The sequence below is a fragment of the Zobellia russellii genome, from assembly GCF_018728565.1.
Classification (GTDB): Bacteria; Bacteroidota; Bacteroidia; order Flavobacteriales; family Flavobacteriaceae; genus Zobellia; species Zobellia russellii.
The window spans coordinates 1-19,060 of the sequence record NZ_JACSOI010000006.1 but is presented as its reverse complement, the minus strand read 5'-3'; the positions used below and the strand labels follow the sequence as shown (position 1 = coordinate 19,060).

General features: G+C 42.0%; 13 protein-coding genes. 12 read left to right on the top strand and 1 reads right to left on the bottom strand.

Annotated elements, in window-relative coordinates; genetic code table 11:
- Positions 1 to 13: 13 nt before the first annotated feature.
- From H9565_RS14645 to H9565_RS14590, 12 genes are all read left to right on the top strand, one after another.
- Positions 14 to 901 (top strand): SMP-30/gluconolactonase/LRE family protein, encoded by an 888-nt coding sequence (locus tag H9565_RS14645; protein ID WP_215440738.1) that lies wholly within the window; start codon positions 14 to 16, stop codon positions 899 to 901.
- Between the two features lie 12 nt (positions 902 to 913).
- Positions 914 to 1,702: an SDR family NAD(P)-dependent oxidoreductase gene (locus H9565_RS14640; RefSeq protein ID WP_215440737.1), complete on the top strand. Its 789-nt coding sequence runs from the start codon at positions 914 to 916 to the stop codon at positions 1,700 to 1,702.
- Positions 1,703 to 1,749: 47 nt separating this feature from the next.
- Entirely contained in the window at positions 1,750 to 3,633 is a 1,884-nt protein-coding gene (locus tag H9565_RS14635; protein ID WP_215440736.1) for a glycoside hydrolase family 97 protein, read from the top strand.
- 44 nt (positions 3,634 to 3,677) lie between these two features.
- On the top strand, positions 3,678 to 4,232 hold the full coding sequence (locus H9565_RS14630) for an RNA polymerase sigma factor (protein ID WP_215440734.1): 555 nt from the start codon (positions 3,678 to 3,680) through the stop codon (positions 4,230 to 4,232).
- 64 nt (positions 4,233 to 4,296) lie between these two features.
- Complete coding sequence (locus H9565_RS14625) at positions 4,297 to 6,195, top strand: glycoside hydrolase family 97 protein (protein WP_215440733.1); 1,899 nt, start codon at positions 4,297 to 4,299, stop codon at positions 6,193 to 6,195.
- Between the two features lie 410 nt (positions 6,196 to 6,605).
- Entirely contained in the window at positions 6,606 to 9,743 is a 3,138-nt protein-coding gene (locus tag H9565_RS14620) for a SusC/RagA family TonB-linked outer membrane protein (RefSeq protein WP_215440731.1), read from the top strand.
- Positions 9,744 to 9,754: 11 nt separating this feature from the next.
- On the top strand, positions 9,755 to 11,407 hold the full coding sequence (locus H9565_RS14615) for a RagB/SusD family nutrient uptake outer membrane protein (protein WP_215440729.1): 1,653 nt from the start codon (positions 9,755 to 9,757) through the stop codon (positions 11,405 to 11,407).
- 97 nt (positions 11,408 to 11,504) lie between these two features.
- A complete protein-coding gene (locus H9565_RS14610) occupies positions 11,505 to 13,322 on the top strand; it encodes a hypothetical protein (RefSeq protein WP_215440727.1) in 1,818 nt (605 codons plus the stop codon).
- Positions 13,323 to 14,136: 814 nt separating this feature from the next.
- Positions 14,137 to 14,502: an Hsp20/alpha crystallin family protein gene (locus H9565_RS14605; RefSeq protein ID WP_215440725.1), complete on the top strand. Its 366-nt coding sequence runs from the start codon at positions 14,137 to 14,139 to the stop codon at positions 14,500 to 14,502.
- A 412-nt stretch (positions 14,503 to 14,914) separates the two neighbouring features.
- Entirely contained in the window at positions 14,915 to 15,391 is a 477-nt protein-coding gene (locus tag H9565_RS14600; protein ID WP_215440723.1) for an Hsp20/alpha crystallin family protein, read from the top strand.
- A gap of 89 nt (positions 15,392 to 15,480) precedes the next feature.
- The gene (locus tag H9565_RS14595) at positions 15,481 to 15,990 is read left to right on the top strand and encodes a hypothetical protein (RefSeq protein ID WP_215440721.1); all 510 of its coding nucleotides are present in this window, start codon (positions 15,481 to 15,483) and stop codon (positions 15,988 to 15,990) included.
- 467 nt (positions 15,991 to 16,457) lie between these two features.
- Positions 16,458 to 18,212 (top strand): sulfatase-like hydrolase/transferase, encoded by a 1,755-nt coding sequence (locus H9565_RS14590; protein ID WP_215440720.1) that lies wholly within the window; start codon positions 16,458 to 16,460, stop codon positions 18,210 to 18,212.
- Between the two features lie 32 nt (positions 18,213 to 18,244).
- Here H9565_RS14590 and H9565_RS14585 read toward each other — a convergent pair.
- Positions 18,245 to 19,060 (bottom strand): alpha-hydroxy acid oxidase (locus H9565_RS14585; RefSeq protein WP_215440718.1); only part of this gene is annotated, 816 nt, incomplete at its 5' end.

Here is a 19,060-nt window from a genome sequence, read left to right as displayed (position 1 = left end):
ATACTAAGGATATATGGTAGAAACCGTTCTAAATACTACAGCAACACTGGGTGAAGGTGTTTTTTGGCATCCGAAGGAGAATAAGGTCTATTGGGTGGATATCTATGGCAAGGAAATATATGCTACCGATCCAAAGACCGGAAGCAACCAGACTTTTAAGCTTCCCGAATATGTGGGCACTATTGCGCCCATTCGTTCAGGAGGATTGTTGGTAGCCTTAGAAAATAGCGTAGTGGAACTGGATACCGAGACAGGCGGGTTTTCCTCCGTTTTAGAACTCGAAAAAGACAAACCCGATAATAGGTTTAACGACGGCAAGTGTGATCCAAAAGGCCGCTTTTGGCTAGGAAGCATGTGTCGCCAAGGCCTAAGTGCAACGGGGGCTTTATACAGTATCGAGGCAGACATGGGCTATGTAAAAAGAGCCGAACATATTACGGTGTCAAACGGTATTACTTGGAGTTTGGATCATAAGACCATGTACTATATAGACTCGCCGACAAGAAAAGTGGTCGCTTATTCCTACGATGTGGAAACAGGAGCTATATCCAATCCTATAAAAGTAATCGACATCCCTGAAGAATTTGGTTTTCCCGATGGAATGACCATTGATAACGAGGGAATGGTATGGATTGCGCTGTGGGGCGGAAGCGCGGTATCCCGATGGAACCCCGATACCGGGGTGCTTATCCAAAAGATAACGCTACCGGCCCCACATGTAACATCATGTGCTTTTGGAGGTGGGGATCAATGCAAACTTTTTATCACGACGGCAAGAGAGGGACTTACCGAAGCACAGTTGGCCGAATACCCATTAAGTGGGAGCCTTTTTGCCATAGACCTTCCTGTCGGAGGTCCGGAGGTCTTCTTTTTTAATGAATCAATAGGCCCTAATCATTAATTATATATCGATATGCTGAACATAGACTTAAAGAATAAGGTTGTACTGGTCACAGGGGTGACAAGTGGTATAGGGGCTGGAATAGCCGCCATATTTTCCCAAGCCGGCTGTGTCGTCTCAGGTTGTGGAAGAAGGGAAGAATCCCATGCCGATGTGCAAAGCTTCCACGGCAAAGGGGCCGAATACGGAAGGGATACCCTGTACACCAAAACCGATGTCACCAACGATGATCACCTAAAAAAACTAGTGGACCGTACCGTAGATAAATTTGGGAAAATCGATTTTTTGATATCCAATGCAGGGGCGAATTCCTTTCAGGGCAGTAAGGAATGTAGCGATGGGGATTTTGATAAAAACCTGAACCTGAATTTGAGATCACATTGGAAAATAAGCCAATTATGTGAACCCCATTTGAGCAAGAGCGATAATGGAACCATAGTTATTATCACCTCAAACCATGCTTTTTCCACCATACCGGGGTGTTTTCCATACAACATCACCAAAACGGCATTAAGGGGACTGGTACAGTCCTTGGCCATTGAATGGGGGCCAAAGATAAGGGCAGTGGGCATAGCTCCGGGATTTATAGAGACTGCGGGAACTCAAACTTGGTTCGACTCTTTTCCCGACCCAGGGGCAGAACGCGAGAGAACCAATGCCTTTCACCCGAGCGGAAGGATCGGAACGCCCGATGAGGTCGGTGCCTTTTGCGCTTTCTTATGTAGTGAATACGGAAAATTCATGAACGGAACCACATACCTAATGGACGGGGGAAGGTCCGCACTAATGCAAGATACCTGAGCACTTTAAGGCAAAGGCATATATAAAATTAAAAAACAACGATTGTTATGAATGGAAGATTTCTTTTAATGGGCACTTTCCTCTTTGCTCTACTGGTTATCGGTGGGTGTGGAGCGGTGAAAAAAACGGATATGCCGAAATCTTTTTCCCCTGATGGAAACATTGAAGTTTTCTTGAAACTTGACGAGGGGAGCGGGGCATTACGCTTTTCCGCCAGACTGTTCGACAATACGGTTTTGGAGGCCTCGCCCCTAGGAATTGTCTTGGCCGATAACGAACATCATTTTTCCGATCAACTAGAGTTTGTCCAGCATGAACGTAAGCTTATTGATGAGCGCTATGTGATGGTAACGGGTAAACAGAAAGAAAGGCAAAACTACTGTACTGAATCGCGATACACCTTTAAAAATGCCAGGAACGAATCCTTTACGGTCGTATTCAGGCTTTTTAACGAAGGCATTTCATTTCGATATGAACTGGAAAACAAAAAGGAAACAAGTGTTGCCAAAGAAATGTCCGCCTTCAATTTTAAAGGCTTGAAAGCATTATGGTCTATCGATTACCAGTCTGGGGACGAGAATATTTTTGAAAAGAAAACGGGGAGCCAAACCGTACAGAACAAAGCCTTGTCCTTCCCTGTTTTGGTAGAATCAAATTCTGGTAGTTGGATGCTGGCATCCGAATCGGATGTCTCCAATTTTCCCTTGGCAGGAGCTATGTTCAACAAAGATCAATTGAACCTGATATATCCGGGAGGTAAGAAAGGTAAAAATGTAGTCGGGGCAAATTTTAAATCGCCTTGGCGCATATTGATGATGGGCAAGGAACTTAGTGCCATCGCCCAAAATTCTATGGTGGACCATTTGGCCCGGCCATCGGCTATCTCCGATTTTCCATGGGTCGAAGCCGGAGTCACTTCATTTCCTTGGTGGGGAGATAATCTCGCCAATAGTTCCCCGGAAACCTTAAAAAAGTACATCGACCTTTCGGCAACCATGGGTTGGGGGTATATAGAATTCGATGTCCCCCTTATTAATTCACCGGCCCATGCCATTGATGACTGGAAAACGACCCCTTGGGTAAAAGATGTAGTGGATTATGGTCTTGAGAAAGGTGTAAAGTGCTATGGGTGGGATGAATTTAAAAATTTAGATACCCCGGAAAAAAGGAAGGATATTTTCGGAAGGTACAATCAGTTGGGTATTGTCGGGTGTAAAGTCGATTTTATCAATGACTATTCGCAAAAGGCAAGAAGGATCTTGGAAGAGATCATCAAGGATGCGGCCCGATATAAGCTCATGCTAAGTTTTCACGGAGCCCAGGCACCCAGAGGTTTTGCCCGTACCTATCCCCATATTATGAGTTATGAGGCCGTAAAAGGTTCTGAATACTACCTAAGTATCAATGGGGCCAAGGGATTGACACCCTACCACAACGCTACCTTGCCGTTTACGAGAAACGTACTGGGGAGTATGGATTATACCCCAGTGGCATTTTCAACCCCTTTAAGAACGACTACAATGGCCCATGAATTGGCACTTTCGGTAGTCTTTGAATCAGGTTGGCAAGGCATGTGCGATATCCCCGAGGCCTATCTTGACTCACCGGGAAGGAAGTTTCTAGAGAATTTACCCGCGGCCTGGGACGAAACGAAATTGTTGGCGGGCTACCCAGGGGAGTACTGCGTTATGGCACGAAGAAAGGGAGATGATTGGTATATAGGCGGAATAAGCGCCGTGGGGAAACGGGAATTCTCCATAGACCTTTCTGAAATAGTTTCAGGCCCTAAAGAGGTTATCGTCTATCAAGATGCTCTTGATGAAGACAAGCTGAAACGCGAAAAAAAGCAATTGACGGAAAAAGGGAACCTTAAGGTGGCCTTAAGGAAAAATGGAGGTTTTACACTTGTGCTAGAAGGAGGTGGGCAATAGTGTAGGTTATAGGTAAGAGTGTCTGAACGAAGCAAAAATAAAATATGATGGAAGAAAAGGATGAAGTTCTGGTAGGGAATTTGAAAACCGGGGATATAAAAGCTTACGAGGCGCTATATGTAAAATATAGGAGTAGACTCTATCACTTTGCATTTGGATATTTAAAATCACACGTGGAAGCGGAAGGTTTGGTTCAAGATGTTTTTATCAAAATATGGAAAAAGAAAGCCGACCTCAAGCCGGAATGCTCCTTTAAGTCCTACATCTTTACTATAGGGTTCAACCTGATTAAAAAGACATTTATAAAACGAACGGCCCGCAAAAATTATATAGACTCGGAAATTGACCGTGAAACTGTTGATTATTCTACTTTGGACTCGGTCGATTACACTTTTTTAATGGACAACCTCATGGGGGTTGTTGCCCAAATTTCGGAACGAAGAAGGGAAACTTTTACCAAGAGTCGGTTCGATGGTCTTTCGGTAAAGGAAATTGCACAAGAAATGGAAGTCAGCCCTAAAACGGTAGAGAATCAGATTACGCTCGCATTAAAATTTATAAAATCAAATTTGGCGGTTGAAAATAACCAAGTGAATTAACCCTGGCCCTATTTGATTTACGAACACCAAACTCATCTAACAGCAAAACAAATATTATCTTACTATGAACACCAAAAAACTGCTTCGTCCCCTTTTATTGATTTTGACCCTGAGCTTCATTTCGTGCTCCAATTCCGAAATCAAGGTAGAGAGTCCTAATGGAAACTATAAATTGGTTTTTTATCTTAATGAAAAATCCGAAGCCATTTACCATATAGATTATAAGGGCATTGGCATTATTGAAGCATCTAAGCTAGGTTTGGGTATAGATGGCCTGCCAACGGAAGGCTTGAAAGCGACTTTAATCGAAACCAAAATGCAAAATGCTACTTGGAAACCTCCCTATGGTACCAAAACCGAATATCCTGAAAAGTACTCGGAAGCCTTGGTCAAAATAGCGACGGATTCTGGAGAACCCGTTTACAACCTTCGCTTTCGCGCCTATGATGAAGGCATCGCCCTTCGATATGAGTTCCCTGAAAATAAGGAAAAGGTCACTATTGAAAAGGAACTAACGGAGTTTTCGGTAAAGCAGGGAGCTATCGCTTATACCACACGGGTTTCCCAAGGCGTAATCCAAAAAACTCCTGTCGACGAAATAAAGGAATCTATGGAGCGCCCTTTGTTAATCAACCTATCGGACTCCTTGTACCTGGCCATTGGCGAAGCGGCACAAATCAACTATTCGCGAATGAAACTCAATTCTTATGGAAGCCATACGCTACAAGCCGATATTGAGGGAGAAGTGACTTTTGACCATCCTTTTGTTTCCCCATGGCGTTTTGTAATGGCAGGCAAAACTGCGGGAGAAATCTTAGAGAACAATTATTTGGTCTTGAACTTGAACGAACCTAATAAAATTGCCGATACCTCATGGATGAAACCGGGCAAGGTCATCAGGGACCTTACCTTGACTACCGAAGGGGGAAAGGCCTATATCGATTTTGCGGTAAAACACAATATCCAATATGTGATAGAAAGTGCCGGATGGTATGGTAATGAATTTACAAAAGAAGCTGATGCTTCGACCGTTACCGTCGATCCTGAAAGGTCAACAGGACCGCTTGATATGCCGGAAGTCATTCGCTACGGCAAAGAACAGGGGGTCGATATTATGGTATATGTCAACCGTAACCAATTGGAAAAACAACTGGATGATATTCTGCCCCTATATCGCAGTTGGGGCATTAAGGGTATAAAGTACGGTTTCGTGAGAACCGGTGACCAATACTGGACCAATTGGATGCACGAGGCCGTTCGAAAGGCCGCGGATCACGAAATGGTATTGAGTATTCACGATGACTACCGTCCGGTAGGGTATTCGAGAACGTATCCTAACCTTATGACCATGGAAGGGATTCGGGGAGATGAAGAGAGTCCGTCGAACGAACAGACCCTAATGACCATGTTTACCCGTATGATTGCCGGGGCCGGAGACAATACCGTCTGTTATTTTGCCCCAAGGGTTACCGAAAAAATGGGTTCCCATGCGTCACAATTGGCAAAAACCGTTTGCCTATATAGCCCCTTGTTATGGCTGTATTGGTATGATCGACCGGAAACCGCAACTTTGGATAGTGGCGGTGCAGGGGGGGCAAAATCCATCATTAAGGAAGTGCCCGAACTGGAGTTTTTTGATAACGTACCGACCGTTTGGGACGATATCAAAGTACTTCACTCAGAAGTAGGGGAATTGGGTACTATAGCCAGAAAAAGTAAGAACGACTGGTTCATAGGAACAATAAACGGCCAGTCTGCAAACGACGTAAGCCTTCCCTTGGATTTTCTTGACGATGATACGGCCTATATCGCTACGGTTTATTACGATGACCCTTCGGTCGATACCGAAACCAAGGTAGGTATAGAGCGATTGGAGGTCAACAATACCTCCACTATCCAAAGAAAGATAGCTGGCAATAATGGAATGGCGATTCATATTACCTACAAAACTGGCGCCAAATAATTTTTGAATTTACTTAGACCGATCGAAGAATCTTAAAATCTCTTGATCAATGTGACTTAAACAGCGGAGCTTCCCGTTCCGCTGTCAGGCTACCCTTTGCCTTAACCTCATAGACTTGAATCTCTAAAAAAGCTTAGAAATAGTCATAGGACAGGCCAGTATATGCCCAGGCTTGAGAGGGCTCCCGACCAGCTAACACATAAGTGGTTTTATAGAACGGTATAACCCGTGAATTTTAAAAAGTAACACTTTAAAAAATAGGCCTATGGAATAAATAGAAAAAAACTTGACTAGCAAAGCGATCACAATGACGACTTTATTTCTGCAACAGGAAGGAATAAAATAATCGGGAAATAGACCAATACTCCCGATAGATACAGTACAAAAAATAAATAACTACAAGTAAAGATATGAAAATACCAACTTTATCAGAATTGAACTATGGTTCGAGAACTGGGCTCGTCATATTGTTGACAGTTTCGTTCATTGAATTACAGGCAATGGGGTATCATAACCCCATCGAGTGGGGTACCCTTGAAAACGAAAAAATCTTCGAAGACCCCGAAGATGAAGTTTACGAAGGCGTAGGGGATTCCGTTGCCGATACGGGATCCCACACTTCAGATAGTACAGACATAGCAAGAAGTGTTTTTGGGCAGCAATTAAAAGTAAGTGGCACCATTACCGATACGGGTGGACAACCACTGCCCGGGGCGAGTATTGTGGAGAAAGGAACCTCTAACGGAACCCAGACCGATTTCGATGGAAATTTTACCCTGGAGCTTACCGATGGAAATGCAATTTTAATTGTTTCCTACATTGGTTTTGCTACACAGGAAATAACGGTCGATGGGCGGGACAATATAAGTGCGGCCCTTGAAGAGAGCGCGGCCGGATTGGACGAAGTGGTAGTGGTCGGCTTTGGAACCCAAAAGAAGGTCAACCTTACGGGGGCCGTAGCAACAATGGGGTCTGAAAATTTGGAAAATCGACCGGTTACTAACGTTTCTTCGGCCTTACAAGGTCAAATGCCCGGTGTTACGGTGCTTCAATCTTCCGGTGAGCCCGGTAGGGACGGCGCTTCAATCCGTATTAGGGGTGTAGGTACAATGAACAATGCCAACCCTATGGTCTTGGTCGATGGAATAGAGTCTAGCATGGATGACGTTAATCCTAACGATATTGATAATATCAGTGTGTTAAAGGATGCGGCTTCGGCGGCCATCTATGGTACAAGGGCGGCCAATGGGGTAATCCTCATAACGACCAAAAGGGGAAAAGTAGGGAAACCTTCTTTTTCGTACAGGGGATATACAGGTGTGCAAAAGCCAACCTATACCCCTGAGTTTCTCAATTCCTACGAATATGCCAAACTGAGGAATGAAGGCTTGGTGAATGAAGGGGCCACACCACAGTTCAGCGACTCCGACCTTGAAAAGTTGAGAACGGGATCGGATCCGGTAAATTTTGCCGATACCGATTGGATGGATTTGCTGTATCGCGGATCGGGCATGGTTCAAAGTCATGACATCAGTGTTTCGGGAGGAACCGAAAACACAAAATATCTGGTATCACTCGGATATTTCAATCAAGAAGGAATTGTAAAGAACACTAATTTTGATCGATACAACCTTAGGGTCAACCTCGATACCAAGGTTAGTAAGGCCTTTACCTTAGGGCTGAATACATCAATTTCCCAAAGGGAGATCAATAGGCCTAATGGTGATTTTTTCGTTTATCCCCACCGTACCCCTCCCAATATTTCGGTAAAATTGGCCGATGGTTCGTGGAACCATTATTTCAATAACAACCCTATCGCCCTTATAGAAGAAGGCGGAAAACATACGACCAAGGATACGCACGTGTTGACTACTTTGTTCGGTGTATTTACCATAGCCAAAGGCCTGACGCTAAAAGGGGTGTTGGCAGCGGATTTCAATTTTGACGACCAATCTAGGCACACCAAACAATTTATATGGGGCGACGGCACCAATAGTGGGGCAAATTCCATTGAAAATGAACTGGATCGGTTCAGAAACATCACTTCACAGGCCATCCTGAATTATAAAGAGGATTTTGGGGCCCATAGTATCGATTTTCTTGCCGGGGCATCGCAAGAATCCTTTACTCGCGATTTTGACGGATTGTCACGGATCAATTTGCCTAATAACGAACTTACCGAGATTAACGCCGGTTCAAAAGAAGGTCAATCTACAGAGGGGTTTGGAGTAGAATCGACGCTCCGCTCTTTTTTCGGAAGGGCCAATTACTCCTTTAACGATAAATATTTGTTCGAGGCCAATTTGCGTTACGATGGTTCTTCAAAATTCGCAAAAAGTGATAGATGGGGATTGTTCCCTTCCGTTTCGGCTGCGTGGAGAATATCACAAGAGTCTTTTTTGTCCGAGGCGTCTTGGTTGAATAATTTCAAACTTCGGGCTTCATGGGGAAAATTAGGGAACCATCGTATTGGTGACTATGAATACATACCTAAGATAGCAACTAGTGTCAACTATAGTTTTTTCGACGAAGTGGCCGATGGGGTAGCCGAGGTCGTTGCCGTAAACGAGAACTTGACGTGGGAAACCAATACCAGCTATAATCTAGGTTTGGATTTAAGTTTATTAGAAGGTAAGGTGCAGTTTTCTGCCGATTATTACAACAGGTTAACAGAGGATATTCTAACTCCGGTACCGGTGTCACAAATATTCGGTTTGCCCGCACCTCTGGTTAATGCTGGGGCAATGCGAAATAAAGGCATTGAATTCGTTATAGGTACATCAAAGATTCAAGGCGACTTTACCTACGATTTATCGTTCAACATTGGCTTCAACGATAATAATGTTGAAAAATACGCCAAACCTGACAAGAGCAATGATCGTTTACGGGAAGAGGGATCTCCTTGGAACGCCTATTACGGATATGAGTCCATCGGATTCTTTCAAACCGACGAAGAGGTCTTGAACGACCCAAAAGTGGTAGGGGCGCCCATCCAAAAAGGAGATCTGAAGTTTAAGGACCAAAACGGCGATGGGGAAATAAATGCCGACGACCGAGTGGTCTTGGGTAGTGATATACCGGGAACTTCCTATGGCGTGAACCTAAGTTTTGGTTATAAGAACTTTGACCTGTCTATGTTCGGAATCGGTGCGGCGGATGTTTATGGTCTTTTGAACGATCAGGTGGAGTTTCCCTTTGTAAACGGAGGGAAGGCACAAGCGAGACATTTAGATCGTTGGACTCCTGAAACCACTAATGCAGCGTATCCGATTACCCATATCAATCAATGGCACAACTATGAGGCTTCGACCTTCAACGTTAGGGATGCTAGCTATTTCAGGTTAAAGAATGTTCAGGTAGGGTATAATATGCCAACAGCGGTTTTAGAAACTTTGGGCGTCTCCAAATTGAGATTGTACCTAAGTGCCGAGAACCTATTTACCATTTCAAAATTCTCAAAGGACTTTGATCCTGAAAGCCCTGATAATGCCTGGACAAATTATACCCCGGTCAAAATTTTCAGCGGAGGTATTGTAATTAATCTTTAAAATTTTTCATCATGATATCTAATAGACATTTAATAGGAATTGCCTTGATATTCTTAATGGGGTCGTGTTCAAAAGATTTTTTGGATGTAGCTCCTAAAGACCAACTCTCAGATGCTACGTTTTGGAAAACCGAAAACGATGCCGATCTCGCCTTGGTCGGGGCATATGGTACCCAGACCACGGATGCATTCCCCAATTTTTTTGATTGGAACGAGAAAAGTTCAAGTTGGGAATCTTCGTGGAATATCAACTTTATGGATTTAATGACCGATAACGGATACTCTCAATTTATATGGGACGGTGTTCAAACATCGGGAAACGGACAGGTAAATCCATCCGATAGGAATATGCACAATTTTTTCAAATACGACCGAATCACAAAATACAACACCTTTTTGGAGAATATCGATAGGGTTGAAATGGATGCGGAAAAAAGAAGTAGGTACAAGGCCGAAGTGAGGTTTTTACGGGCTTATGACTATTTCAAAAAAGTGATGTGGTATGGCGATGTACCTTTGGTTACCGCCAGTATTGCAGATCCGCAAGAGGCGAATTTGACACGTGACCCAAAAGAGGAAGTTGTAGCCTTTATTCTTAGCGAATTGGGTGAAATTGCCCCTGACTTACCGGTGCAAGATGCTATTGAGTCAGGCGGACATGCCACTAGGGGAGCGGCACTGGCGTTAAAGGCAAGGCTAGAATTGTACGAGGAAATGTACCCGGAGGCAATGGTAGATGCCAAGGCCGTAATCGACATGGGCGTGTACGAATTGTACCAAGATGGGCCGACCGCCTATTACGACATGTTCCTTTCAAAAAATGAAGGAGTGAACAAAGAGGTGATAATGGCGGTTCAGCATATACAGAATGAATTCCCTTCAAGTGTAATGCAACATTTGCTGTCGGGCGAAGATGGGGGATGGTCCTCTATCAATGCCGTACAGAGTATTGTAGATGCTTATGAAACCATAGATGGCAAGACAATCGATGACCCTAGCTCGGTTTATGATCCCGATAAACCTTTTGAGAATCGAGACCCAAGATTGAGCATGACCGTGCGCCATGCCGGTGTAGAATGGAGTGGAGGGTTCTTTGATCCCTTCAATTCGGAAAGTAACGACTTCCATGCCGTTGCGGTCGGACCGAATAGTGGTTATGGGGTCAATAAATATGCCGAGATCGTACCAACGGCGGACTTGTTGAACGGTGATGTAAATGTCGTGGTGTTCCGTCTTGGGGAAATGTTGTTGACCTACGCGGAAGCGGCCATAGAGAGCAATCAAATCAACGATGATGTTTACGATGCCCTTGACCGGTTAAGGGTTCGTGCAGGTATGCCGGTGGTGGATCGGGCGGTTTATGATAGCCAAGAAAAACTAAGGGAACTGGTTCGCCGTGAACGTCGGGTAGAACTTGCTTTTGAAGGTTTACGCCACTACGATATTAAGCGTTGGGATATTGGCGATCAAGTGATTCCAGGTCCCTTATACGGTAGCCGTACAGGTTCGGTCAATCCAGTAAGCGGAGAGGTTACCCTAGACGATGAAAGTACACGTATAATTTTGGAGGAAAGGGTCTTTCTGCCTTCCCGTAATTATCTGTTGCCTATTCCTCAGGCGGAAATCGATGCGAACCCGAATATGGTACAGAACCCGGGGTATTGATGATCTGACAATAGAAGTTCCTTTAGTATTTCCCTTTGTTCAAGATGAAATACAGGTTCTAGATAGAATGACTTTTAAAATTTAAAAAATAACAAACATGAAAAGAAGGGATTTTATTGCGTTGTCAGGAGTTGGGGTAGGTTCGTCACTATTTGCATATCCCACGATTGATTCGTTGTTTAAGAATAAAATTAAATGGGAAAAAATAGGTGTCAACAGATTATTTCATCAAGTAAGTTGTGATAATACTCCCTTAGTGGGATCGAAACAGTTAGGGCTCTTGAATGCCAATATACGTATTTCCGATAGCGGGCATCGAACGGCCCTAAATCCAGAAAATGACCGCGCAAACTTGCTAAGTCTAAAATTGAATCTGGCACATCGACTTAAAACATCTGGTTTGTTGGGTGAAGATGTATTGGAGGCAACACTTTCAATCGAAAATCAGGGCCATGATGACCTCCTTATAGACGTCGCCTTTACAACTGCGGCACAACCCTCTACTAAAGTAGACAAACAAAAGATTTATATACCTATATCTGCTACAGCACTTAATAAAGATCCAAGACATGCAGAATTTGGTAGTGACGATTTTTTACAGGAGTGCGAGCAAAAAATAGGCGAAGGCAGTTTTAGTTGTCATTATTTGGAACCTATGGCCAGTAGCCCAAATGAGCGAAAGACCAAAGCCTTGCTATTGGCTCCGGTGATTAATATTGAAAATGATAGTTCAAAGTGGAAAGTTGCCCTCTTTACACCTTCTGACCAACCCTATCGATTCGGGACAATCAAGGATGGTGAACAAAAAATCGGTTGGGAAGCAAAACGCACAATTGAAATAAAAGCGAATCAAAAATTGGAATTGAAATGTTATCTACATTGCCATAAAGGAGAGGCGGATACGGCATGGAAGGCATTCCACAAATTAGCCCACACCGATGAGTTGAAACCTATTGGTTGGTTGAATGACGTAAAGGTACATTATTACGATTTCTTATCATCGGCCAAAGGTCAATACGGTTTAAGGGGCGACGGATATGAAGCTGATATTTCGCATTTTAGGGACTTCAAAATAGGACTGGCAACGCAGCATGGATATTATCCATATATAGGAGATTTTTTAGATCCAAATCGTAAAGATTGGTTGGCCATGCAAGGAGACGCGGCCGGCCCGGCCCACATGTCTATACAAAAAATGAAAGATCGTATAAGCGCTACACGAAAAATGGGTTCCCGTGCGGGGGTTTATATGCATACCGTTCTTTTTGATGAGGGATCTCCATTATTCAGTTCTCTTCAAGATTCTATTTTGATTGACCCTAACGGCGAAAAAAAGGGTTTTGAATGGGTCGGCCCCGACACGGTAAAGCAAAATTGGTGGATGTCTTTTGCTGCTGAGGATTGGAGAAATCATTTGCTGAAACAGGTGGAATATATTATGGAAATACTGGATCCGGATGCTATTGTGTTCGATGAGACTTTTGTATGTCTAGGGTATGACCACCATCCTGATCGTAAGGGACCTTTGTCTACCTACAGTATACCTTTATTCAAAGAAATTCGTAATTTGATTCGTTCTTTCGGAGAGGGCAAGGCCTTGATTACTAGTGATTGTGGTGGTTCTAATATAGTCATGTGGGCCGATGCAGATGGAGGGGACCACTCATATCCAAAATTGCTTGGTAATCCGCTTTACCGGGAAAAGCCAATAAGATATAAGGCGGCCCTAGGTCAAAAACCTTGGGTACCCTGCTCATGGCATTTCCTTAAAATGTGGGATGAACAAATTGATCTGGCCAAAAAAACAGGTAGTGCGATAGGCGTTTCGAATGGATGGATAGAATTCAATGGTCTCCACGGCCTTGATTTGGAGACTAGAGGTAGGTTGATCAAAGACATCAATAATTTGTATTAATAAAGTACATATCTCAACTGTATAATGAAAAGAAATACGATATATATCACTTTTGCAATCAAATTTTTTGGGTATTATTATGGAGTATTCTGTGAATACTAGTAAAGTCTCTCTTTTTTTATCTAAAAGGTCTTAGGTTTTATGAAATACTATTATTTGAAATCATTTCGCTAGATTTGTTTTATTGAAAGCTTTGAATGCTCTCGTTAGTGTCTTAATTGATGTCCTTTTTTCATTTGATTAAGTGTAAAATATTGGTTTTAAAGGTATTGTGTAGATTTTTGTTAACTCTGCCACCCCGACAAAAACCAGTTCAGAAATGAACTGGTTTTTTTGTTTTCAAAGAAAATAAATCTCCTAGAATAGCTGCTCAAATAACCAGTTACTAAATTTATAGTTTTCAACTTCTATTAAATTTTTAAGTTAATTATACTTTCGTTTAACCTTTTTTAATGAAAAACCATAGCCATGACAAGTTTGTATACACTTGCATTTTATCTGTAAATAAGGATTAAATTCCAATAGTATCTAGACTAATAAACCCATTGCTTATTAAAAGCTGAACAAATAGCTGGTAAAGTGAAAGCGATTCATTTCACAGATGGTCCAATATTATTAAAAAAGCTCTTTTCCCAGAAAACAGGATGACGCAATAGAAGTAGATATACTAGCCTGATTTTACCATAAACTGACAGTTGGTACCTGTCAATAAATTTGGTATATTTTTTGTAAATAGAAAATTAAGTATTTTGTTTTTCAGCTCACCAATGGGTGAGTTTCATAATCTATTGTTTAATATTAAATATCTTCTGTTATGCAAACACAAGCTATTGATAATCGAGCAATGAATCATGAAAGTGCTCAGCAACGTTTCCGGTTAGAAAAGTTTGATATGAACGTGCAAGATGAATATATTCAAGTTCGTATCGCTTCCCCCGTATTAAAGCCTAACAACTATAGCGTTGAAATCAAGAACGACAAGCTTAGACTCAAGCTCATCGGAAATGATGACGGACGCAAGCCATTTGCGCTTCCTCTAGTCTGCGACTTCTATCTTCCCAAATCTGGATACAATGCAATAGGAAAGCAAATCTTTAAGAGCGGAGTGCTGACTCTGACATTATTTAAATCTACTCTTAAGCCAGAGTTGCAGCGAATATTGGCTTTACATACGGCTTAACCCTTAATATGCTTTGTTATGAAAAAAACCAAATATCAAATAGGGTTGGGGGTGTTTTGTTTTTTTACTACTGTTTTTGGGGCATCCCTAAAGCTTTGGCACTACCCTTATGGAAATTTCTTTTTGCTTCTAGGGTTGATTAGCATGTTCGTCTTAATGGTATTGCTTATTCCTAGGGAGAATAGTTTTTTAGATCGGTTTTTAAAATAATTCATGTAGAACATCAGATTTTCATTTCTGCATTTATAAAATACTATTTATTATCTATAGAAAGTTTAGTTCTTTAAATATCAGTGTAATATGTCATTTTTTCAGTTTTTGAAATTTTGACAGAACAAATTTTACTTGGCATTTATTTTGCCTTTTAATGTACACACATTTGGATGAAGTTTAACTAAAAAATTTTAAAGCTATGAGTAATCTAGTGAATGTAAAAAATGGAGGTTTTGCTAATTCAAATTATAACAACCTTAGCCTCCCAAGTTGGTCTTCTTGGATAGATGAAGTGTTCAATAGAGATTTTCCTTTGGTTTTTACCTCTAATTTTAACTTAGGAATGACCTTGCCTAAGGTAAACATTAGAGAAACTAAAGATGCTTACGTTGTGGATATGGCCGTTCCAGGTCTCAAAAAATCCGACTTTGAAATTGATATTGACAATAAGGTACTTTCAATTACCAGTGAAGTTGAAGAAAGTAATGAACATAAAGATGACAATTATATACAACGTGAGTTTGGATATTCTTCATTTAAACGTTCTTTCACATTGCCTGAAACGGTAAAAGAAGATAAAATCAAGGCAGGTTATAAAGAAGGGGTACTCACGATTCACCTTCCAAAAAAGGAAGAAGCTATACAAAAACCGCCACGAAGTATTAAAATTTCATAAGCTAAAATGGCTTATTCAAGGTCGGCAATGCCGGCCTTTCTTATCTTTTATATTTAAAATAGGATTGTATAACCGTAAATATTATAAAGATGAAAAAATACACTGTGATGCTATTGGCAGCTTTCTTATGCACGGCTTGCAATAGTCAAGAGAAAGAGAGCAGAAATGAACACATAGCTCAAAATAAAGAAAATACGACATCTACACCTATGGGTAGCTGGAAAATTAATAAGGAGTTTGATGAAGCGGGAAACTTAATTCGTTATGATTCTATCTACTCTTATTCGTCTGGCAGCAATCTGGATGAGCTTGCCTCATTTGACCGTGATAGTGTTCTAAAGTCAATGCAATCAAGATTTTATAAGAACTTCTCAAGCTTCAACTTTGACCAAGAAGGGTTTGGTGATTTCTTTAAAGAAGATTCACTTTTTACCAGACGTTTCTTTAGCGATGATTTTTTTGAAAGTGATTTTGGAAAAGATTTTATGAGAATTGACGAAATGCACGAACGAATGGAAGCGATGCAGAAACACTTTTTAAATCGGTATAAACCATTAATAGAGGCTGATGACGATAAAGATTCAACAAAACGGCAGTAGATAAGAGGAAGAACAATTAAGTTGAAAAGTCCGGCATTTCTTTGCTGGACTTTTTTAATTGAGAATTAAAAGCGTGCCTTTTTTAGTATTTTTATTTTCCTTTAACACTTTTCGTCTTTGGCTTTTATCACATTTTAAGTTTTAAAAAAGTTTAGTGAATTAGACAGTTAATTCAGTTCAAATTTTGGGTACTCCCGCATTTTACTCTTTATTTTTTACTAATTCTCTAGCCTAATGTCTTCTCATATGGGAGGAAGTTTTGGGAAAAAGAATATAAAGGAAAGTTCATGGTGGCAGAAATTTTTCAGTCATATAATTTGTTTTATGAAAATTTAGACCAAAGGCTAGACACTACAGGATAGGTATATGTTTTTATAACTATATTTTCGTTTTGAATCGATTAAAAGGCAAATAAAAGTTCACAACTATATTTTTAATGCCTTTGGTAATTCTCAAAGACCTGTACTATGAATAGCATTGCAATATCAATCAGAAATATAACAGTCATTTGTATATGTACTATCCTTTTTAGTTGTAAAAATGAAAGTAAAAAGAGCCAAAAAACTCTTCACATAACATCTAAAACGGAATTACCTCAAAAGCCCAATATTCTATGGTTGGTTACTGAGGACATGGGGCCGTACATTCCTTCTTTTGGAGACTCTACAATTGTTACTCCAAATTTGAGCCGTTTGGCAAAAGAGGGTGTTGTATATCCTAATTTATATTCCACATCAGGAGTTTGTGCTCCGAGTAGAGCGGCTATTACAACGGGGATGTACCCGTCAGGTATCGGGGCCAACCACATGCGTACCACTTCATATACAGAGGAGACCGGATTACCTTCTTACGGCGCGGTTCCGCCAGCAGAAGCTCGTATGGTTAGTGAGTTATTACGTATGAATGGGTATTACTGCTCAAATAACAATAAAGAAGATTATCAATTTAAAGCCCCTAAAACCGGTTGGGACGAGAGCAGTCCCTACGCGCATTGGAGAAATAGGGGGGATGACCAACCGTTTTTTTCGGTTTTCAATTTTACGGATACGCATGAATCTGGGCTGTTCGAACCTTATGGGTTTAGAAATATTGAAACAAGGCATTATCATGCAGGTGATACAACATATACCTGGAAAAGCGACCGTATGACGGAACAGCAGACGCCTGTGCATTTGTCCAAGGATACGAAGTTTTCTATTCCTCCTTATTTACCGGATACACCCACGGTACGTCGTGATATGTGGAAAGCATACAATAATATAGCTGAAATGGACAGACAGGTTGGCGCAATATTGAAGCAGCTGGAAGATGATGGCCTTTTAGAGAATACTATAATCTTTTTCTATGGCGATCATGGTGGACCGTTACCTAGGGAAAAACGGTTAGTGTACGATTCTGGCTTAAATACGCCATTGATTATAAGGTTTCCTAATAAACAACATTCGGAAACCAAAGATGATCAGTTGCTTAGTTTTGTAGATTTTGCCCCTACGTTACTTTCTTTAATAGGTGTTGAACCTCCAAAATATATGCAAGGAAAAGCCTTTTTAGGGGATTATAAATCGAAGGAAAAACGAAAATATATTCATGGCGCCGCAGACCGTTTTGACGGTTTTACGGATGTAATCAGAGCCGTACGTGACAATCAATTTAAGTACATAAGAAACTATAGGCCTGACCAAGGCTATTATTTGCCGGTTGAGTATAGAGAAAGGATTCCAACAATGAAGGAGATGTTACGTATGCATGATGAGGGAAAATTGGATAGTATACAGAGCCTTTGGTTCAGGAAAAAAAAGGAACCGGAAGAATTGTATGATTGTGAAGCGGACCCGCATGAGATAAACAATTTGGCCAAAGACCCTGCTTACCGTAAAAAGTTAGAAGAATTAAGTACGGAAATGGATAGTTGGCTCCAAGAAATAGGGGACAACCCTAATCTGCCAGAAAGGGAGTTAATTGGGCAATTGTGGAATGGAGCTGACAGCCAACCGGTAACTTTGGAACCGAAAATTTCCTTTAATCAGAATACAGTTGTAATTAGTAGTGCTACCAATGGTGTTTCTTTAGGATATAAAATTATAAGCAAAGAAGGAACAACTCCAAAAGTATGGCAGGTTTATAGCCAACCGTTTCAAATTCCAGAGGGAAGCAAAGTAGTGGCACAAGCCTATAGAATAGGATATGAGCCTAGTGCAGTAGTTGAGAAAAATATAGAGTAGACCGCCCGAAAATATTTGGGGCTGAGGTTATATTATTTTATAAGATGTTTAGGTAGGTCCTCTACGCGTTCGCAGCATAGCTGGTCCATGACCTGTTTGAACTGGGTCCTTAACATGGCAATGGTGTGGTCGCCGCCTTTGTTTCCCAGTGCCCCGCACCCGTAGAGGAAGGACCTTCCCATAAAGGTGAACTTTGCCCCGCTGGCCATGGTCCTTGCGATATCGGGTCCCGAACGCAGTCCGCTGTCCATCATGATCTCTATCCGGTCACCGTATTTCCCTGCTATCTCGGCAAGGGAACTAATGGTGGACTGTGCGGCGTCCAGCTGCCTTCCGCCATGGTTGGAAACGATAATGCCGTCGAACCCCATGCGAATGGCGTCCTGGGTGTCCCGTTCCGATGCTACGCCCTTGAGCACGAGTTTCCCCTTCCATCTGTCACGGATGGGCCTTATCCTTTCCTCGTTCAACCGTCCCGAAAAGGTTCTGTCCATGAACTGCCCCAACTGTTTCAGGTTGAGGCCTTCGGGCGTATAGGGCCTCAAGGTCTCAAAAGTGGGCTGCCCGTATTTCAGGGTGTTCATGGCCCAAGTGGGCCTGCCCAGAATCTGCAGGATATTGGCCAGCGACATTTTCGGGGGCAGTGCCAGCCCGTTGCGGATGTCCCGTGGCCTGTAGCCAAAGGTGGGCACGTCGCAGAGCAGTACCAGTACGGGGCAGCCGGCGGCCTCGGCCCTGTTTATGATATCGTCGCGAAGGGCATCTTCTGCCGGATTGTATAGCTGGAACCAGGCATTGCCCTCTGTCAGTTCGCTGGCCCGTTCGATATCCATCGTGGTAACGGTGCT